18 protein-coding genes and 1 pseudogene are annotated in these 18,993 nt (G+C 42.4%); 12 read left to right on the top strand and 7 right to left on the bottom strand.

Translation table 11 applies throughout. From position 1 onward, the window contains the following. Positions 1-193 precede the first annotated feature (193 nt). Entirely contained in the window at positions 194-502 is a 309-nt protein-coding gene (locus tag IOC57_RS16285) for a hypothetical protein (protein WP_207439715.1), read from the bottom strand. A 194-nt stretch (positions 503-696) separates the two neighbouring features. Here IOC57_RS16285 and iadA point away from each other — a divergent pair, with 194 nt between their 5' ends. From iadA to IOC57_RS16255, 6 genes are all read left to right on the top strand, one after another. After that, entirely contained in the window at positions 697-1,872 is a 1,176-nt protein-coding gene (gene iadA, locus IOC57_RS16280) for a beta-aspartyl-peptidase (protein WP_207439714.1), read from the top strand. Between the two features lie 503 nt (positions 1,873-2,375). Beyond that, positions 2,376-3,488, top strand: a complete 1,113-nt coding sequence (pdhA, locus tag IOC57_RS16275) for a pyruvate dehydrogenase (acetyl-transferring) E1 component subunit alpha (protein WP_286184929.1) — start codon at positions 2,376-2,378, stop codon at positions 3,486-3,488. Next, a complete protein-coding gene (locus IOC57_RS16270; protein ID WP_207439713.1) occupies positions 3,488-4,471 on the top strand; it encodes an alpha-ketoacid dehydrogenase subunit beta in 984 nt (327 codons plus the stop codon). Before pdhA ends, IOC57_RS16270 begins: the two co-directional genes overlap by 1 nt. Before the next feature lie 30 nt (positions 4,472-4,501). After that, entirely contained in the window at positions 4,502-5,782 is a 1,281-nt protein-coding gene (locus tag IOC57_RS16265; protein WP_207439712.1) for a dihydrolipoamide acetyltransferase family protein, read from the top strand. Further along, complete coding sequence (lpdA, locus tag IOC57_RS16260; RefSeq protein WP_207439711.1) at positions 5,783-7,207, top strand: dihydrolipoyl dehydrogenase; 1,425 nt, start codon at positions 5,783-5,785, stop codon at positions 7,205-7,207. Positions 7,208-7,576: 369 nt separating this feature from the next. After that, a complete protein-coding gene (locus IOC57_RS16255; RefSeq protein ID WP_207439710.1) occupies positions 7,577-8,956 on the top strand; it encodes an amino acid permease in 1,380 nt (459 codons plus the stop codon). A gap of 91 nt (positions 8,957-9,047) precedes the next feature. Here the strand turns inward: IOC57_RS16255 and hisC are convergent, their stop codons facing one another. Further along, positions 9,048-10,160: a histidinol-phosphate transaminase gene (gene hisC, locus IOC57_RS16250; protein ID WP_207439709.1), complete on the bottom strand. Its 1,113-nt coding sequence runs from the start codon at positions 10,158-10,160 to the stop codon at positions 9,048-9,050. A 174-nt stretch (positions 10,161-10,334) separates the two neighbouring features. Here hisC and IOC57_RS16245 point away from each other — a divergent pair, with 174 nt between their 5' ends. Continuing rightward, the gene (locus IOC57_RS16245; RefSeq protein ID WP_207439708.1) at positions 10,335-10,802 is read left to right on the top strand and encodes an Lrp/AsnC family transcriptional regulator; all 468 of its coding nucleotides are present in this window, start codon (positions 10,335-10,337) and stop codon (positions 10,800-10,802) included. 75 nt (positions 10,803-10,877) lie between these two features. Here IOC57_RS16245 and IOC57_RS16240 read toward each other — a convergent pair whose 3' ends face one another. Beyond that, entirely contained in the window at positions 10,878-11,273 is a 396-nt protein-coding gene (locus tag IOC57_RS16240; RefSeq protein WP_207439707.1) for a carboxymuconolactone decarboxylase family protein, read from the bottom strand. A gap of 118 nt (positions 11,274-11,391) precedes the next feature. Between IOC57_RS16240 and IOC57_RS16235 the strand changes: the two genes are divergently transcribed. From IOC57_RS16235 to IOC57_RS16225, 3 genes are all read left to right on the top strand, one after another. Further along, complete coding sequence (locus IOC57_RS16235) at positions 11,392-11,820, top strand: Lrp/AsnC family transcriptional regulator (RefSeq protein WP_207439706.1); 429 nt, start codon at positions 11,392-11,394, stop codon at positions 11,818-11,820. Positions 11,821-11,985: 165 nt separating this feature from the next. After that, positions 11,986-12,918 (top strand): catalase family peroxidase, encoded by a 933-nt coding sequence (locus IOC57_RS16230; RefSeq protein WP_207439705.1) that lies wholly within the window; start codon positions 11,986-11,988, stop codon positions 12,916-12,918. Continuing rightward, the gene (locus IOC57_RS16225; protein WP_207439704.1) at positions 12,915-13,181 is read left to right on the top strand and encodes a hypothetical protein; all 267 of its coding nucleotides are present in this window, start codon (positions 12,915-12,917) and stop codon (positions 13,179-13,181) included. The genes IOC57_RS16230 and IOC57_RS16225 overlap by 4 nt, the downstream gene beginning before the upstream one ends. A gap of 2 nt (positions 13,182-13,183) precedes the next feature. Here IOC57_RS16225 and IOC57_RS16220 read toward each other — a convergent pair whose 3' ends face one another. Together IOC57_RS16220 and IOC57_RS16215 are read right to left on the bottom strand one after the other, a co-directional pair. After that, a complete protein-coding gene (locus tag IOC57_RS16220; protein ID WP_207439703.1) occupies positions 13,184-14,851 on the bottom strand; it encodes an ABC1 kinase family protein in 1,668 nt (555 codons plus the stop codon). Between the two features lie 15 nt (positions 14,852-14,866). After that, positions 14,867-15,169, bottom strand: a complete 303-nt coding sequence (locus tag IOC57_RS16215) for a phasin family protein (protein ID WP_207439702.1) — start codon at positions 15,167-15,169, stop codon at positions 14,867-14,869. Positions 15,170-15,416: 247 nt separating this feature from the next. Between IOC57_RS16215 and IOC57_RS16210 the strand changes: the two genes are divergently transcribed. Beyond that, positions 15,417-16,166: a glucose 1-dehydrogenase gene (locus IOC57_RS16210; protein ID WP_207439701.1), complete on the top strand. Its 750-nt coding sequence runs from the start codon at positions 15,417-15,419 to the stop codon at positions 16,164-16,166. A gap of 2 nt (positions 16,167-16,168) precedes the next feature. Here IOC57_RS16210 and IOC57_RS16205 read toward each other — a convergent pair whose 3' ends face one another. Together IOC57_RS16205 and IOC57_RS16200 are read right to left on the bottom strand one after the other, a co-directional pair. Continuing rightward, positions 16,169-16,375 carry a hypothetical protein gene (locus tag IOC57_RS16205; protein ID WP_286184928.1) on the bottom strand — a complete coding sequence of 69 codons (207 nt, stop codon included), beginning with the start codon at positions 16,373-16,375 and terminating at the stop codon, positions 16,169-16,171. Between the two features lie 88 nt (positions 16,376-16,463). After that, the gene (locus IOC57_RS16200; protein ID WP_207439699.1) at positions 16,464-17,255 is read right to left on the bottom strand and encodes a TIGR00266 family protein; all 792 of its coding nucleotides are present in this window, start codon (positions 17,253-17,255) and stop codon (positions 16,464-16,466) included. A 240-nt stretch (positions 17,256-17,495) separates the two neighbouring features. Here IOC57_RS16200 and glpK point away from each other — a divergent pair. Next, positions 17,496-18,934 (top strand): annotated as a pseudogene (gene glpK, locus IOC57_RS16195) (glycerol kinase GlpK). Positions 18,935-18,993 lie beyond the last annotated feature (59 nt).

The raw sequence follows: 18,993 nt of genomic DNA, 5'->3' as shown, positions 1-18,993 counted from the left end.
TCTGCGGAAAGGGAGCGGATTTCCGAAAACAACTAAAACGTTTTTTTAAAAGAAAAAAACCGTCATTCATTGACAGTTTTCGTCATTCTTAAAAAATGAAATTTACTATTATGCCGATAACGACGATTGCTCCTATTACCATTAAGATGGTTCTCATTTCTAAACACCCTCTTCATAACGTAGTTTGGATCAATTAAATATTTACGGTTTGGTTCGATTGGAAACCGTATGCCTTTTCATCATTTTCTGTACAAATATCCTGTACTTTTTCAAGCATGGCATGTACATTCACACCTTCAAGGATGACTTTCATCGTTGCACACTCTTGAAGAATGAGCACAAATGATACGAAAGTCGAAAGTTTCTTGGCATCGACCAATTTATGGTTGCAAATAAAATATATATTCCCTTTAAATTCTTTTGTAACTTGATATAGGTTCATGATTTGTCGCATGGATAATCTTTTATTTGTTTTAATGTCGGATGAAATCACTTTATTCATGTCGTTAACTCCTTTTGTTTTTATACTTTTGGAAAGCATAATCAAGATGTCGATTCAGCTACAACTTTTAAAAATGAACAAGTAATGTTTGGTCTTTTTTATGTCATTGTTAGCGGGTTATGTTGTATATTTACCCGTGTAAAAAGCTTTTGAAACCTATTTGAAAATTTCAATTTTTGAAGGGAGAAGGAACAATGCTCACACTTATTAAAAATGGGGAGCTTTACGGTCCGGAATATATGGGCCGAAAAGATATCCTCTTGGTCGGAAAGCAAATTGGCTTCATCGAGGACAAGATTGATCCACCTGCCAATTTCGTTGAATTGGAAGTGATTGATGCGAGTGGCCAGATCGTGGCTCCGGGTTTTATCGATGCACACGTACATATTATCGGCGGAGGCGGGGAAGGGGGTTTTAAAACGAGGACTCCTGAAATCCAATTAACAGATGCCACTCTAGCGGGTATAACGACATTGGTAGGGGTCATCGGAACTGATGGAACGACAAGGACGATGCCGGCACTGCTTGCTAAAGCGAGAGCGCTTGAAGAAGAAGGAATTAGCTGTTTCGTTCAGACTGGTTCCTATCAAGTTCCAGTCAAGACGTTAACCGGTAAGATCGAAGATGATTTGATTCTTGTTGATAAAATAATCGGTGTAGGTGAAATAGCCATTGCCGATCATCGTTCTTCGCAGCCGACTGCAGCAGAACTGGCTAAACTGGCCTCTCAGGCGCGTAATGGAGGTCTGTTGTCCGGGAAAAGCGGTATCGTCAACATTCATGTCGGCGACAGTCTAGATCATTTGAATGTAATTGAAGAAGTTGTTGAGACAACGGAAATACCGATCACTCAATTCTACCCTACACATATAAACCGAAATCCGCATCTATTCAATGCAGGGGTGGAATATGCAAAAAAAGGGGGGTATATCGATTTTACGACAAGTACGATCCAGAAGTTCCTTGAAGAAGGGGAGGTCAAAGCAAGTACAGCAATAAAAAGGGCACTGGAAGAAGGGGTTGAAATCAAGCAGATCACCATAACTTCAGATGGCCAAGCCAGCCTGCCTGACTTCGATGACAGAGGAAACCTACGCGGGTTGAGCATTGGTACTTGCAGGTCTTTATATGACTGTGTTGTCGATGCGGTCCTCGAGGATGGAGTGACAATTGCCGATGCCATAAGAGTTGTGACGGAAAATCCTGCAAACATTTTAAAACTTTCTGCAAAGGGACAGCTTTCGGTAGGTATGGACGCCGATATCATCATGATGAAGAAACAATCTTTAGAAATAAATAGTGTGATCGCGATGGGGCAGGTCGTTGTCAAAGATGGTAAAGCAGTCGTTAAAGGAACATTTGAAAAATAGATTTTTCTAATATGATGAAGCTGAAAAAGGAAATATGGCAGGTGCTATTCCGCGTGCGTGTAATAACCCCATCAATCATGAAATGCAAAAAAGACCCATAATTATATAATGGGTCTTTTTGTGCTGGATACTGTTTAGATGAAGGTAACCCCTGCAAGGCAGCAAGCAAGGAAATGTCTTGAATCGATCGAGCATATCCAAAAATCGGTAGGATTTCTGGTGGTTTTCGATGAAAATTTCACATGAATGGTCCCCATTTTCAAAATGAAGGTGAAGTATCAGAAAACATATGCTAAATAAAGGTAATATGCAAGAAATTCATTCTATTTAACATATTATTAAAAACTTGGATGTATTATCCTTTTATATAAGGAAATGTAGTTAATGAAGCAGCATTTAATCACAGACATAAAGACCAAAAAAAAATTTTGGGCTGTTATTTCATGACTGTTCAAAACCTTGGTAAGTTTGCGAAACAAATCTATCTTAAGGGGAGAAATGATATGGAAAAGACGGGAAACCCAATAATGAAAGCGCATTCAAATGAAGAAGAGCCGGAAATGTTTTGTGTATTGACCCCTGATGGGGAAATCATTGAAACGATTGATGGAAAAATCGATAAATCATTGATGTTAAAGATGTATGAGAGCATGCTCCTGCTCAGAACATTTGACCGAAAATCAATTAATCTCCAGCGCCAAGGCAGGATTGGGACTTATGCACCTTTCGAAGGACAGGAGGCATCCCAGGTAGGAAGTGCTTTAGCGTTGTCAGCAGGGGATTGGATGTTTCCCACATATCGTGATCATGGAGCGGCAATCATCCATGGGCAGGAATTATACCGTGTATTCCTATACTGGATGGCGCATTTTGATGGCTCAATTTGTCCAGAAGGAAAAAGGATATTGCCTCCAAGTGTTCCCATTGCCACTCAAATGGTTCATGCAGTTGGAACGGCTTGGGCAAGTAAGATTAAAGGCGAAAAGAATGTTAGCATGGCTTATTTTGGTGATGGAGCAACATCTGAAGGGGACTTTCATGAGGCACTGAATTTTGCTGGCATTTATAAAACCCCAACAATCTTTTTCTGCCAAAATAATGGCTACGCGATCAGTGTACCTTTTGATAAGCAATCGGCATCCAAAACAATATCCCAGCGGGCTGCCGCTTATGACATCCATGGGGTCCGAGTGGATGGAAATGATATTTTCGCAGTATGGCTGACTGTAAAGGAGTCTGTCGAAAGAGCGCTTAAAGGGGAAGGACCTACATTAATCGAGGCCATTACGTTTCGCTACGGAGCCCATACTACAGCAGACAATCCGAACATATATCGCGATCAGGACGAGGTTTCAACGTTCTGGAGGGAAAACCGGGATCCCATTACACGTCTTAGAAAGTATTTGATTAAAGAGGGTCACTGGAAAGAAGAGCAGGAGGAATTGGTTTTAAAACAATTCCACGAGCTGATTGATGCTCACCTTCAACAAGCCGAAGGGTATCCGAAGTCCGACCCGCTCGATATGTTTAACCATGTATATGCCGAAGAGACATGGCTTCTAAAGGAACAAAAGCAGGAATTGAACCAAATCTTAAGGAAAGGCGGGAAAAAATAATGGGCAAAAATCTAACGATGCTCCAGGCTATTACGGAAGCGCTGGACCAAATGCTGGGTCATGATGATCGCGTGATGATCTTGGGTGAGGATATTGGAGTGAATGGCGGAGTTTTTCGATCGACGGAAGGGCTTTATGAGAAATATGGAAAAGATCGAGTTGTGGATACACCATTAGCTGAATCCGGAATCATCGGCTCTGCCATTGGTTTAGCCCTTAACGGAATGCTGCCCATAGTGGAAATCCAGTTTCTCGCCTTTATTTATCCGGGATTCGAGCAACTCGTTTCCCATGCTGCCCGTATGAGGTATCGCACTCGTGGGCAATTTGGGGTGCCCCTCGTAATCCGCACGCCATATGGTGCCGGAATCAGGGGTCCTGAACTTCATTCCGAAAGTGTTGAAACCTTTTTTGCCCATACTCCGGGTTTAAAGGTGGTTGCACCCAGTAATCCATATGACGCAAAAGGGCTGCTCATTTCTGCGCTCGAAGATCCTGATCCGGTGATTTTTTTGGAACCGACTAAATTGTATCGGGCTTTTAAGGAAGAAGTTCCTGAAGACATGTACCGAATACCAATCGGTCAAGCGAAAGTGGTCCAGGAAGGAAGCGACCTGACCATTATTGCATGGGGGGCCATGTTAAGAGAGGCAATGAATGCCGCGAAAAAGATTGAAGCAGAAAAAGGCTGGAAGTGTGAAGTGGTCGATCTTCGAACATTATACCCTTTAGATAGGGATACGATCGTGCAATCCATTAAAAAGACAGGTCGTGCATTAATCGTCCATGAAGCCCATAAGACTGCCGGATTAGGTGCGGAGATTATCTCCATCATTAATGATGAAGCCCTTATTTACCTGAAAGCGCCGATTAAGCGTGTAACAGGATTTGATGTCCCGGTTCCGCCTTTTACAATAGAAGATCATTATTTACCGACTGTTGACCGTGTAAAACAAGGAATAGTCGAAACGATATCATTTTAATGGATGATTAAGAGAGAAGGAGGAAGACGCATGTTGGAATTTAAACTTCCTGATGTAGGGGAAGGGATGCATGAAGGGGAAATTATCCAATGGCTCATCAAAGAAGGGGATGCGGTAAAACAGGATCAACCCATTGTTGAAGTGCAAACGGATAAAGTCAATGCGGAATTGACTGCACCCGCAGCGGGAGTGGTCAGGAGAATATTTTTTTCCGAAGGGGATATCGTGGAAGTGGGAACCACTATATTCACAATTCAAGAAGAGGACGGTATGCCAGCGCCGGATACAGGCATTATTGAAGAGGAAATCCAAGTCATGCGATCTGTTGATGTAAAAGTAAATGCAGAGCCTATTGCGACTAAACCGTATCATGAGGCAGTTCGTGCGTTGGCAACGCCATTCGTGCGTCAAATGGCGAGGGAAATGAAGGTTGATATCGAGAAGGTTAAAGGCTCCGGTCCAGCAGGTCGAATTACCGAAAGTGACGTGAAGCATTTTAAAGAAAATAATTCGATTACAAGGGGAAATGCCAAACATAATGATGAAAAGATTCTTCAAAATCTGTCCCCAATAAAGGATGCCATCCAGGCAAAAGGGGTGGAGGATGAGCGGGAAGAACGGATCCCACTTAAGGGCATTCGTAAAAAGATCGCTGAACATATGGTAAAGTCTGTTTCAACCATTCCTCATGTAACCCATGTAGATGAATTGGAAATGGACCGATTGAAGGAATTTAAAAATCAATTGAAGGAGTACTCCGATGATAAGGATATTAAATTGACCTTCTTGCCATTTTTCGTTAAAGCCATTGTCATCGCCTTAAAGGAGTTTAAAACATTAAACGCTTCCATTGATGAAAAGACCAATGAAATCATTCTGAAAAATTATTATCATATTGGGATTGCGACGAATACAAAAGAGGGTCTTATTGTTCCTGTCATAAAACATGCTGATCAAAAAAACATTTTCCAACTGGCTGATGAAATCAGGAAATTGGCAGCCCAAGCCCGTGAAGGGAAGTTGAGCATTAATCAAATCACAGGCAGTACATTTACCATAAGCAATGTAGGACCAATCGGAGGGATGCATGCGACCCCGATCATTAACTATCCGGAAGCGGCCATATTAGCTTTGCATAAAATGGAACATCGCATGGTCGTTCGCGATTTGGAAGGTGTTATCCGTTTAATGATGAATATGTCTCTTTCCTTCGATCATCGTTTGATTGATGGGGTAACAGCGGTGCATTTTACCAATAGAATCAAGGAATTGCTGGAATATCCAATTCGTTTAGTTGTGGAGATGAGATAAATGGTAGTAGGGGAAGTTGCTGTAGAGACGGATGTTATCATCATGGGAGGAGGTCCGGGAGGATATGCTGCGGCAATCCGTCTCGGCCAGTTAGGGAAATCAGTCGTGCTGGTTGAAAGGGATAAGCTGGGCGGGGTTTGTCTTAATCGGGGCTGTATACCTTCAAAGGCATTAATTCACGCAGCTGATCAATATCAAAGGCTTAACGATTTAGGGAAAATGGGAATCCGGCTATCTCAGGAAAGAACGACTATGGACTTGGGGGTTTGGCAGGATTGGAAAGCGGGCATCACTTCTCAGTTGAAGCAAGGTATTGCCCATTTGTGTAAGGAAAATGGAGTGACGGTGGTTAAAGGTCAAGCAACCTTTTTATCTGATGACCGTATTGGAGTCGAAACCGATGGCGATTTTGAAACCTACAAGTTTGAGCAGGCAATTATTGCGACTGGGTCCAGACCTTTCATTCCATCCTTCATTAAAGTCGATGGAGAATATATATTGGATTCAACATCATCTTTGCAACTGCAGGAAGTCCCATCAAGCTTGTCGATCATTGGCGGAGGATATATCGGAATTGAATTGGGTATGGCATTTGCAAAGCTAGGCACTAAAGTGACAATCATTGAGATGGCTAATCGCATACTCCCACAAGTTGCTGAAAACCTGGTTAAGGAAGTCACCCGGAATGCCAAGAAGCTTGGGATGGATATCAAAACATCCTCGAGGGTAGAAAAGGCGAGTGTAGTGGATGGTCATGTACACCTTCATCTATTCTCGGAAAATAAGGGGGCGGAAGTGGTCGTGAGCGAAAAGGCCTTGGTTACAATTGGCAGGATACCTAACACTGAAGAAATTGGCCTGAATCGCGCTGGAGTTTCGGTTGGTGAAAAAGGGCATATAACAGTGGATATGGAATGCCGGACAAATGTGCCGCACATCTTTGCCATCGGTGACACGACACCTGGACCGGCTCTGGCCCATCGAGCGACCAAACAGGGAATCGTGGCAGCTGAAGTGATAGGGGGGTTGCCAAGTGCCGTTGACTCACCTAATGTTCCCTATGTAATCTTCTCGGACCCACAAATAGCTGGGGTTGGTTTAAACCGTGAAGAAGCTGAACAAATGGGATACAGCGTCAAGATCGGCAAATTTCCATTCAGTGCTAACGGGAGGGCGCTTGCAACGAATGAAACAGAGGGATTTGCTGAAGTGATCGTGGATGCTAATAGCCATATATTGCTCGGAATGCATATGGTAGGGGCTGATGCTTCCAACCTTATAGGCGAAGGGGTCCTTGCCCTGGAGCTGGCGGCTAGGGTCGAAGATATAGCCCTCAGCATGCATCCACATCCAACTTTGTCTGAAGGGTGGATGGAAGCGGCTGAGGCAGTTTTGGGACATGCGATTAACATTGTGAATAAATAAGGAAAAATGTAAAATCATGGGGATTACCAATGTAGTCCCCGATTAGAGTGTATTTTTTTGGAGTCAGCAACCTGTCATTGGCCCTGTAAGGCTAGGCAATCCTCAAATTCACTCCATTTCGAAGATCAGACCCGGCGTTTGACCAAACTGGAGCCATTTTAGCCTGTAATGATTCCTCTTGTAAAACTAACGGCATATTGATATCATTTTTACTTTGGTGGTAGGAGAAGATTTTTCAAGAAGGCTTTGCACCCTTCCACTCCTAAACCATGACGGTTGATGAGATAACCTATCTATTCGCCATTCAATGATTGAAATGGGTTTGATTTTATTATACGAAAAAATTATGGAATGAAGGAGGCAAATGTAATGGAATCAAATGGTGGGTCACTGCAAAAGAAATTATTGCCGCGGCATATTAGCATGATGGCAATGGGAGGGGCGATAGGTACTGGGATTTTTAAGGGAAGTGCCGAAACCATATCGTTAGCAGGGCCAGGAGTCATATTCACTTATATTTTTGCAGGAATATTACTGCTTGTAGTCATGGGTGCCATAGCAGAAATGGCAATTGTCTATCCCAATACGAATATGAAAGGTTTCGTTCAAAAAGCATTCGGTAAACGCTTTTCTTTCATCATAGGGTGGATGTATTGTTTCATGTGGCTGTCCGTATGTGTCATTGAGGTAGTGGTGGCAGGAAGCTTCTTGCAGTATTGGCTCCCAGCAATCCCGCTATGGATATTAAGTTTAGGGTGTGCGGCTTTCATCATTGGGATCAACATGATGAATGTCAAAAATTATGGTGAATTCGAATTTTGGTTTGCTGGCATAAAAATTACAATGATCATCTTATTCATCATATTGGGAGCCTGCATTTTATTTGGAGTCATCCCAAGCGGCGGATCTAATTATCTTCAAAACTTCACAGGGCACGGAGGGTTTTTCCCAAATGGGTGGATGTCCATCTTTTCGGCATTGCTGATCGTCATGTTTTCGTATGGTGGTTCCGAGTTAATAGGAGTAACGGTAACGGAAGCAAAGGATGCGGAACGCATTTTACCGAAGGTCATTAAAAACTATATTTGGAGAGTCGTATTATTTTTCACCTTACCGATTCTTGTAATATGCGGTTTGATTCCTTGGAACGAAATTAGCGACCAGGCAAGTCCGTTTGTACAAGTTTTGTCAATGTCCGGTTTTCAGGGATCTGCACATATCATGAATTTCATTTTGATTACGGCCGTCTTATCTGCCGCTAATTCTGGAATATATGGGTGTACTCGAATGCTTCATTCTTTAGCTGCAGAAGGGGAAGCTCCCAAGTCGTTCTCATATGTATCAAAAAATGGCGTTCCCTTGTATAGTTTGATATTAAGTGCATTTGTATTGGTCGTAGGCTCCATGATTACTTTCGTTGCACAGGACAAGGCATTCACTTTATTAATGGCATTTCCAGGTTTTGTAGTATCACTAGTATGGATCAGCATCTGTTTAGCGCAGCTAAAACTTCGCAATTCATATCCAAAAGCTCCGAGTTTCAAAGTATGGGGATTTCCATATGTAACCTTGTTTGCCATAATCACCTTAAGCATCATTTGTGTCACGTTCGTGTTCAGTGAACAAAACCGGATCAGTATCATTGCTTGCCTGATTGTGTTGGCTGCCTTAATCTCGATTTCGATTTTTAAATTTAAAAGTGTGGATGAACAGGGAACAAATATAGTAGAAAAGGATATCGCTAAATAAAATACACGGAAAAGATACGGCATGGGTAAAGGCGTCCATGCCGTATCTTTCATTAATAATCATCAATATACTGCCACTTCATTTCGAGCGTTCATGTACCTGACGTTTTATTGACTATATGTTGTAAGGAGGTTATGAACCTCTCATTTTCAAGCGGAGTGCCGATGGTCACGCGGATAGTATTTTCATAGCCTAACAAATGACCGGAACGGATGATGACACCTTGAATTAATAACTTCTCAAAAATATCCCTGCCAGGCTGGTTCAGTTTGACCATCAAGAAGTTGGAATGTGAAGGGAAGAATGTTAAACCCATCTTGCTTAGTTCGTTTTCTAAATATCTTCTTCCTTCTCCATTCTTACGAACACATTTCTCAACAAATGGATGGTCGTCGAGGGAAGCGAATGCCGCAGCTTGTGCTAAACGATTGGTATTGAAAGGTTCCTTCACTTTAACTAGCTCTTGTATGATGGAAGCATCCATTAAACCGTATCCAATCCTTAATGCAGCCAGTCCATAAATCTTTGAAAAAGTCCGTAAGATAACCAGATTTGAATGAATATTAAGAAGTGGTAAGGTTTCTAAATATTCGGCATCATCTACATATTCATAGTATGCTTCATCAACGATCAGTAAAATATGTTTTGGCACCTTCTCGATAAAAGTGCGTAACTTTTCTTTTTGAACGATTGTTCCTGTCGGATTATTAGGGTTACAGACAAATATCATTCTTGTTTTTTCTGTTATGGCATCATACATCCCCTGCAGGTCATGTACACCATTAATAAGAGGTATCTTTACAGGTGCACCACCGTCAATCAATACATTCGTTTCATATCGTGGAAATGTCACATCAGCCATGATGACTTCATCATTTTGTTGGATATAGGTTCTTGTTAACAAACGGATCACTTCATCAGATCCATTACCTAAAATGATATGATCTTTATTGACATTCAATTTCCTTGCCAGCTTTTCAGCTAAAGCAGGAGCCATACCTTCAGGATAAAAGGAAGTTTGCCCCATTTCGGTAAGCATGGCTTCTTTTGCTAGAGTCGAGCAACCGAATGGATTCTCATTGGATGCCATTTTAACGATCGTTTCAAGACCAAGTTCACGTTGCACTTCTTCAACTGGCTTGCCGGAAACATATGGGCTAATGCTTTCGATGTTTTGTCGAACCGGGATTTTCGTAAAGGTCAATGCAGGTTCCTCCCTTTGGTAAATTCTGAATTTTCTTTTTCCATTTGATTATTTTAATGATAAAATATTAACTGGTAAATTTACATACAAAAAAGAATGTATTTTTCGCTATCCATACAACATTTTAAAGAAATATAAGCTTATATTCCTTCATTATGAAAGGGCGGTTGCTTCATGGATGAAATAGATGTCAGTTTACTGGAACTTTTACAAATGGATGGACGCATTACGATTAGTGAACTATCGAAAAAATTGGCCCTCAGTCGACCTAGCATTTCTGAACGTATGTATCGCCTGCAAGAAAAAGGGATCATTGAAGGGTTCAGTGCGAGGGTTTCACCTCTGGCAATAGGAAGGGGTGTACTTGTGTTCATTCAGGTGAGTGAACTTAAGGTTCCAGTTTCCGATTTTGAGCAATTGGTGAAAAATGATTTAGACATTATCGAGTGCCATCGTGTAACAGGAACAGTTGGATATTTTTTGAAAGCGGCTTTAGCTGATATGGACAGCATGAGATTACTGATAGATCGATTGATACCCTATGGTCATCTGAATACATCCGTGGTTTTGACATCCCCGGTACCTTCCCGCTCCATTCTTCCAAGGATCAAAGATATGGAGGATCATGGTGCGAAAACCTAGGTGGTGATCAACTTCGAGGACCGTTCAAACTACAGAAAGGAACGAGGCGAGGTGCCTGTTCCTTTTTTGTTGTTATTATAAATCCATCAAAGCCCCGAAGTATTGCTGGGCCGTTGTAAAACAAATGAATGCCAATAGTTCAGAAATTTCTTCATCGCTAAATGCCTCTTTCAATACTTGGAAAAACTTTTCCTCCGTTTTTTCACGTTGCAAGAGGAATACTTCCGCAAAGGCGATTGCATAGCTTTCTTTCATATCTTCCGGCTTTAGTGGTATCCCTTTTGCCTGGCAGTATGAGCAGCCATTACCGTATGCCAGCACCCTCCTGACGTTTTCCTTTAACTTCTTCGAAAGTTTTCCATCTGCAGATATGCAATCTGACAGGTCAGACCATTTATGCGAAATATCTTCTGAATGAAATAATCTTTGAAATGGACTGGATCCCTGCGATGATTTTTTTACTCTTGTCATGAACATCTCCCCTTTGAGATAATTCTAATATAAAAATCCATGAATTTTAATTCCGTTTGTAAAGTATTTAGTGACAATAATGATTAAATGTAATGAAAAGAAAGGGGATAATTGTGAAATGAAAATAGATGAAAAAGACCAGAGCATCCTTGCAGAATTATCGATGAATAGCCGAATTTCCATGAGGGAGTTGGCAAAGAAAGTAAACCTCTCTGCCCCGACCGTTGCCGAACGGGTACGGCAAATGGAATCGTTCGGGATCATTAAAGGGTATGTTGCCGAGATAGATCATAAAAAGATCGGGTTCCCGATTGAGTGTATCGTGGAAGCAACGATAAAAAATGGGGAATATGAGAAATTCAAAAGGTATATCTCCAAGGTGGAGAATGTTGACTTTTGTTATCGAATTGCCGGGCAGGCCTGCTTTATGTTGAAAATCCACAGTGAGAGCCTTGAAGAAGTGGAGGAATTCATCAATCGGACGATTCCTTTTGCTACAACCGTTACCCATGTCATCCTTTCACAGGTGGACAGGGAACAGGAATGAGTATTTTTTCAAACATGATTTGTGCAGCGTCTGAATATTTCCAGGTGTTTTTAGCAATCAACGGTTTCTGGATTCATGTAAGAACTTGAATAAGCTAATGGAATAAGGGGTACATGTAATAACGAAGAACATGGATTCGAATCAGAAAAGATGGGGTGAGGTATCATGTCGGGAACGAACGTTTATAAACCTGATCTAGCCAGAGAAGCAGTTAATGTGATTGAAAATGTAGCTGGAACACATCCTGGTTATCGGCGTGCACATGCAAGAGGATATGTTTATGAGGGGGTTTTTACCCCAAATGGAAAAGCGTCCCCATTAACGGTTGCCTCGCATCTTCAGGATGAAGCCGTACCGGCGATCATTCGGTTTTCAAATAGCTCGCCGATTCCAAGCCATCCTGATGCCATTTCCCCTGTAAAAGGCATGGCCGTCAAGTTTCAATTGCCGAACGGAGAGATGTCAGACCTTATTACAGTGACCATACCGTTATTCTTCGCGAAAACACCAGAAGCGTTTGTTGATATCGCTGGCTTTTTCAAATCTGCAAAAGATGGATTCCCCAATCTGAAAGAACTTGCAAAAATCCTGTGGCAATACCCTGAAAGCAAGGCGAGCCTGCAAATGCTTAAAGAAATGCGTTCTCCAGCCAGTTTTTCAACCTGTCAATATTACTCCATTCATGCATTCTATTTCATTAACGCGAAAGGAAGGCGGCAGGCCATTAAGTATGAGTGGGTACCTGATGCCGGCCTTAGTATGCTAGAAAAAAAGGAGGTAGTTAAGCATTCGCCAGAGTATTTGGATGAAGAAATGGAAGAGAGGCTCAAGCAAGGTCCGGTAGGCTTTAAGTTGAACATACAAATAGGCGGAGAAAATGACCCGACTGACGATCCGACCAAAGCTTGGTCGGAAGATAAACAGGCAATTACTATCGGGCATTTAAAGGTCTCCAAAAAATCGGCAGTGTTTAAAGATCATTTAATGTTTGATCCAACCAATATACCTGAAGGAATCGAGTGCTCGGAAGACCGAATCTTGCATTTTCGCCATAGTACATATGCTGTTTCATATGAACGTCGGATAAATAACCAATGATTGAAAAACTTGAAAAAGGGAAACTCCTTATTAAAGGGGTTTCCCTACAAACTATAGAAAACTTGCTTTTGGAAATCCGCCGACTGTCCGCCCATCGCCCTCGCTGCAAGCATATAGCGGGGACTTGGCCAGACAAGTTATTAGGCAAGGGTGCCGCAAATTTCTTTAATCCAGTGGGGGCTACAGTAAAAAACTTTAAGGATAATTTAGTCTTGTTTAAATTCAGGGTACGAGATGAAACCAATCCGGACCTTTTTTCGTAAGTTTACATTTTTCCGGATCTGAAAATGGTGTAGAGCATAAGTAGGAACATCAGGGTTGCAACGACAAATCCAATCTCGATAACAGGTATTTTCCATAGGGTCAAGGTTTCCCCGCCTATTGCAGAGCCGATAATGAGACCGACCATGATTATGCTGAATGCTAGCAGGATAATACTGAAAGACAGCCGGTTCGAGATTTGATCAAGCTTATGTAAAAAAACTTGAAGTTCGGGAATATTGATATCGAGCCGTAATTTCCCTTTTTTAATGATTCCTGTCACTTCCCTGATATCCTTGGGCAGTTCGGCAATGGCTTCAGCAGACTCGATGAATTGATTCCAGGCGTTCTTCGCAATGTTTTTTGGATTGTAGCGTTCCTTAAAAAGCCTCTCCCCAAAAGGTTCAGCTGCCTTCATAATGCTGAAATTAGGATCTAACCCTTCGACAATGGCCTCCACGGTGAGCAGGGCCTTGCCGAGCATCGTGAATTCGGGAGGGATTTGGACCTGGTGCCGATTGGCAACCGTAAACAGGTCATTGACTGCGCCGCCTAAACTGATTTGGCTTAGTGGGATATCATAGTATTTATTTCGCAGTTCATCAATATCCCCCCTTAATGGGGCCAAATCGATTTCGTCCGTCAGAAGGCCCATATCTGAAAGCGTCTTGATCAATCCATTGGTGCTTCCGCGTTTCAGATTGATGACAAGCGAGGCGAACTGATACTTCGTTTCGTCCTCTAGACGTCCCACCATTCCGTAATCCATGAGTGCGACGACATTCCCTGGCAAAATGATGATATTGCCAGGGTGGGGATCGCCGTGGTAAAAGCCATCGATCAATATTTGATGTAGCATGGAGTTCACTAATCTTTCCGCGATTTGCCGGCGATCATACCCTTCTTCATCAAGCTGTTTATAATGATTGATCTTAATTCCTTGAATGAAATCCATCGTCAGGACCCTTTTTGTAGAATACTCCCAATGGATCCTTGGTACCTTAAACCCTTGATCATCGATGAATTGCTTAGCTATTCTTTCCCCGTTTCGGCCCTCGGAGTTATAATCGAGTTCTGCGCGGAGTGATTTAGCGAATTCATCAATCATTTTTCTGATTTGGTAGCGTCTTGCCCAAGATATCCGAGCTTCCATAAGTCTTGCCAAATCATCGAGAATTTCCAAATCCGTTTCCACAGTCGGCAGAATATCGGGCCGTTGCACTTTGATTGCTACGACTTCCTGTGAAGGAAGCCGTGCCGTATGAACCTGCCCAATCGAAGCGGTTGCCAGTGGCTTTTCGTGGAATTCAAGAAAAATGTTTTCTAAAGAATCACCTAATTCCGCTTCGACAATTTTGCGAACCCTATCAAATGGAAAGGGGGTGACCTGGTCCTGTAGCTTTTCAAGTTCGCGGACGATTTCGTCCGGAACGAAATCACGCCTCGTGCTGGCAATCTGACCAAGTTTAATGAATGTAGGCCCCAAGCTTTGTAATATCGTATGCAGCCGCTCTCCGATTGAGCGAAGGTTCAGGTTTTCATCGGGTTGGAGTTTTGATGCTTTGTTCTCGGATAATCCCAGGCGATAGATGAAGTAACCAAAACCATTTTTCAAGAAGGCATTAATGATTTCTTGGTAACGATGTGCGTGTTTCAGTCGCTTGCGAAACATTCAAGTACCTCCTGATCACGATTGTATGTTTGGGTTCTGTTTCTCCAAAATTTTGATACGTCGCTCCAATTCCTGAACTTCTTCTTTAGTTGCCAAGTTTAGACCGTTTAGCGCTTGGTTGACTTTGGCCTTGACGGAATCATCCAGCTGTTTTTGGGCTTGTTCCCCTTTTTCGACCCATTGCTTAATAAGGACCTTGGAGTCTTCTTTGCTGATATCTCCTTTTTTCACAAGAGAGTCCACTGCTTTTTCAATTTGCTCTTTTGTAGCAGCGGCAGCACCTAATCCTAAAGAAAACACATTTTTTAATAAGTCCATTTTTACATTCCTCCAATATGAATTTTACACTGTAAGAAAAATAACAGCGTATGCCTTTCACCCTGGTTCAATCTTGTTGTTATTATCTATCATACATCACTTTGTGGAAGCTACAAAAATATAAGGGCCCTGCTGATTGTTGATGATAAGGAAAAGGATTTGTTGATCGGTCAAGGAAATTGTTTGAAGTGAAGCGAATTAGATATTATGCTAGGGAAAAATAAGCTGTGAAAGTGGGGATGGAATAATGGGTTTCATTAATAAAACGGTGATTGTAACAGGCGCTTCGAATGGTATTGGGAGAGGTGTGGCAAAAGGATATGCAGAAAGCGGTGCTTCAGTCGTTCTCGCAGATTTGGACGAGCGGAAAGGTCTTCTGTATGTGGAAGAGCTCAAAAGTAATGGTCATGAAGCCATGTTCGTCAAAACGGATGTTCGTAAAGAATCTGACATTCAACATTTGATGGATGTAACTCTAAAAACATATAAGACCATTGATATATTAATCAATAATGCGGGAAAGGCATTATTCAAATCGCTATATGATCTGACGATTGAGGAATGGGATGATATGATGAATACGAATTTACGCAGCGTTTTCCTTTGTTCCAGGGCGGCTGCTGCATCGATGCGGAAAAATGAAACGGGAGGTGCGATCATCAATTTAGCATCAACTAGAGCGATAATGTCTGAGCGGGATTCAGAATCCTATGCAGCGACAAAAGGAGGGATCAAAGCACTGACACATGCACTTGCTGCTTCTTTAGGCAACGAGAAAATTACGGTCAATTCTATTTCTCCGGGGTGGATTGAAACGGGTGAGTATGAATCGCTGAGAGATAAAGATCATCAACAGCATTTTTCCAATCGGGTTGGCAAACCGGAAGATATTGCAAGGGCCTGTCTTTATTTGACGGCAACGGAAAATGATTTCGTTACGGGTGTGGATCTTATCGTCGATGGAGGCATGACAAGGAAAATGATATACGTGGAGTAACCTCATTTTTTTCGATAGAGATATTGAAGTTCAGTTCCGAGTTCACGGTTGAGCAGCTGTTCCATTTCTTCAAGCTCTTTTATGTCGATAGGGGCATCGGCAGCTGTCCAGTGAATGGTATAAACAAAATAGTAATCTCTTATTTTTCGGAAAATAACAGGCGAATTCGGGAATTGATCAAAAATAGCCCTGATATTATAGCGTCTCATGTAGGACCACTTAACAAGCTGCATGTAGCTACCCATCCTTTTCAAAAGAGATCAATGACTGCCATGATGGCAGCCATTGGTCCGGTTCTTATTTATCGTTGAATAAATTGAATAAGCCTCTAGCTACGCTGCCTTCCTCGGATGATCCTCCATTTTGCGGCGCTGCAGCAAATACACGGCTGGCAAGCCGGCTGAATGGTAAAGATTGCACCCAGACGGTCCCGGGTCCTTTTAATGTTGCAAAGAATAAACCTTCGCCTCCGAATAAAGCGGTTTTCACGCCTTTTACAGTTTCAATATTATAATCTACCCCGCTAGTCATTGCGACTAAACATCCTGTATCAACGCGTAAGACCTCTCCTGCAGCCAATTCCTTTTTATGGATCGTGCCACCGGCATGAACGAAGGTCATACCATCTCCTTCAAGTTTTTGCATGATGAAACCTTCGCCGCCAAAGAAGCCTGCCCCTATTTTTCTCTGAAACTCTATTCCGACCGAAACGCCTTTTGCTGCAGCCAGGAAAGCATCTTTTTGACAAATGATTTTCCCGTCGAGCTCGCTTAAATCCATCGGAATGATCTTACCTGGATAAGGCGATGCGAATGAAACGTGTTTTTTATCTCGTCCTTCATTAGTAAAAGCCGTCATGAAAAGACTCTCACCAGTAAGGAGCCGTTTCCCGGCACCGAATAGCTTACCCATCATTCCGCTGTCACTATTTGAAGACCCATCACCAAAGATGGTTTCCATCTTGATTTGATCTTCCATCATCATTAAACTTCCAGCTTCGGCAATCACCGTTTCCTGAGGATCCAATTCCACTTCAACAAACTGCATGTCATCTCCATATAACTTAAAATCTATCTCATGATTATTCAATTTCCATTCCTCCTATCGAACTTATTTTCATTGTAAAAGATAAACTCTTAACCTGCCAATATTTTTCAATACTTCAGCCGAAATTTATATGTTTTTTGTTTTCGCGGATATATCTAGTAAAATGAAGAAAAAAACAGCATGACACTTAAGCTGAAATGAAACTCTTCTTAAGTGTAGGAGGAGACGGCCATGGAAACTTACATAATATCATTGGACTAGGGAACGACAAGTTCCCGGGCCATTTTATTTAATAAAAGTGGGGAAGTTTTACATATTGCCCAAAAGGAATTCACCCAATATTTCCCGAATCCTGGATGGGTGGAGCACAATGCCAATGAAATTTGGGGTTCCATTTTATCGGTAATCGCTTCCTGTCTATCGGAAATGAATGTAAAACCGGAACAGATTGCTGGTATTGGCATCACAAATCAACGGGAGACGACCGTGGTATGGGAAAAGGAAACAGGTAAGCCGATTCATCATGCCATCGTTTGGTAATCCCGGCAGACAAGCGAAATCTGCTCGCAATTGAAGGATGAGGGTCTCGATGAATTATTTTTGCGGAAAACCGGTTTGTTGATTGATGCTTATTTTTCCGGTACAAAGGTGAAATGGATTCTCGACAATGTAGATGGGGCACGGGAAAAGGCTGAAAACGGAGACTTATTGTTTGGTACGATCGATACGTGGCTGATATGGAAACTCTCGGGTGGCAGAGCACATGTAACCGATTATTCGAATGCTTCAAGGACGCTGATGTATAACATTCATGACCTGAAGTGGGATGAAGAGCTGCTGGAAATCCTGCAAGTGCCTCAATCGATGCTTCCGGATGTCCGCTCTTCATCTGAGATATACGGGAAAACAGGCCACACCATTTCTTGGGACACGAAATCCCGATTGCCGGAGCAGCTGGAGATCAACAGGCAGCTTTGTTCGGACAAGAATGCTTTGAAAAAGGAATGGCAAAGAATACGTATGGCACTGGATGCTTTATGCTGATGAATACATGAGAAAAGGCAGTGAAATCAGAACATGGCCTGTTGACCACGATTGCATGGGGTCTGAATGGAAAAGTCGAATATGCCTTGGAAGGCAGTATTTTTATCGCAGGTTCGGCCATACAATGGTTAAGGGATGGGCTGAGACTCTTGAATGATCCGAAAGACAGTGAAAAGTATGCTGTGCGGGTCACATCAGCCGATGGTGTCTATGTAGTCCCCGCATTTGTTGGATTAGGTACTCCTTATTGGGATAGTGATGTAAGGGGAGCCATATTCGGACTGACAAGGGGGACCTCGAAGGAGCATTTCGTCCGGGCAACATTGGAAGCGTTGGCCTACCAGACAAAAGATGTCCTTAGAGCCATGGAAGTCGACTCAGGGATTAACCTAAAGGCATTGAGGGTCGATGGCGGGGTTGTCAAAAACAACTTCTTGATGGAATTTCAAAGCGGCCTCCTGAATGTGCCGGTCGAAAGACCGGTTATTAGTGAAACGACAGCGTTAGGAGCAGCGTATTTAGCTGGACTCGCTGTCGGATATTGGGAAAGTCAGGAAGAGATTTCAAGACTATGGACAGTCGATAAGAAATTCGAACCCGAGATGGAAGAAAAGGAACGGAAGGATTTATATACTGGCTGGAAAAAAGCCGTTCAGGCGGCAAGGGTTTTTAAATAGAATAAGTAAGGGTATTAATAGAGGAGAGATGAATGACAGAACGTCGAAACAAAAAAAAG

The organism is Bacillus sp. SD075, from assembly GCF_017355165.1.
Classification (GTDB): domain Bacteria; phylum Bacillota; class Bacilli; order Bacillales; family DSM-1321; genus Peribacillus.
Note: the sequence above shows the minus strand (reverse complement) of the source record. Positions and strands in the feature narration are given on the sequence as shown.

What these genes read in the sequence shown, in the direction of transcription:
- IOC57_RS16285 (WP_207439715.1), bottom strand. Translation starts at nt 502, where the DNA reads ATGAATAAAGTGATTTCATCCGACATTAAAACAAATAAAAGATTATCC.
- iadA (WP_207439714.1), top strand. Translation starts at nt 697, where the DNA reads ATGCTCACACTTATTAAAAATGGGGAGCTTTACGGTCCGGAATATATG.
- pdhA (WP_286184929.1), top strand. Translation starts at nt 2,376, where the DNA reads ATGGAAAAGACGGGAAACCCAATAATGAAAGCGCATTCAAATGAAGAA.
- IOC57_RS16270 (WP_207439713.1), top strand. Translation starts at nt 3,488, where the DNA reads ATGGGCAAAAATCTAACGATGCTCCAGGCTATTACGGAAGCGCTGGAC.
- IOC57_RS16265 (WP_207439712.1), top strand. Translation starts at nt 4,502, where the DNA reads ATGTTGGAATTTAAACTTCCTGATGTAGGGGAAGGGATGCATGAAGGG.
- lpdA (WP_207439711.1), top strand. Translation starts at nt 5,783, where the DNA reads ATGGTAGTAGGGGAAGTTGCTGTAGAGACGGATGTTATCATCATGGGA.
- IOC57_RS16255 (WP_207439710.1), top strand. Translation starts at nt 7,577, where the DNA reads ATGGAATCAAATGGTGGGTCACTGCAAAAGAAATTATTGCCGCGGCAT.
- IOC57_RS16245 (WP_207439708.1), top strand. Translation starts at nt 10,335, where the DNA reads ATGGATGAAATAGATGTCAGTTTACTGGAACTTTTACAAATGGATGGA.
- IOC57_RS16240 (WP_207439707.1), bottom strand. Translation starts at nt 11,273, where the DNA reads ATGACAAGAGTAAAAAAATCATCGCAGGGATCCAGTCCATTTCAAAGA.
- IOC57_RS16235 (WP_207439706.1), top strand. Translation starts at nt 11,392, where the DNA reads ATGAAAATAGATGAAAAAGACCAGAGCATCCTTGCAGAATTATCGATG.
- IOC57_RS16230 (WP_207439705.1), top strand. Translation starts at nt 11,986, where the DNA reads ATGTCGGGAACGAACGTTTATAAACCTGATCTAGCCAGAGAAGCAGTT.
- IOC57_RS16225 (WP_207439704.1), top strand. Translation starts at nt 12,915, where the DNA reads ATGATTGAAAAACTTGAAAAAGGGAAACTCCTTATTAAAGGGGTTTCC.
- IOC57_RS16220 (WP_207439703.1), bottom strand. Translation starts at nt 14,851, where the DNA reads ATGTTTCGCAAGCGACTGAAACACGCACATCGTTACCAAGAAATCATT.
- IOC57_RS16215 (WP_207439702.1), bottom strand. Translation starts at nt 15,169, where the DNA reads ATGGACTTATTAAAAAATGTGTTTTCTTTAGGATTAGGTGCTGCCGCT.
- IOC57_RS16210 (WP_207439701.1), top strand. Translation starts at nt 15,417, where the DNA reads ATGGGTTTCATTAATAAAACGGTGATTGTAACAGGCGCTTCGAATGGT.
- IOC57_RS16205 (WP_286184928.1), bottom strand. Translation starts at nt 16,375, where the DNA reads ATGAGACGCTATAATATCAGGGCTATTTTTGATCAATTCCCGAATTCG.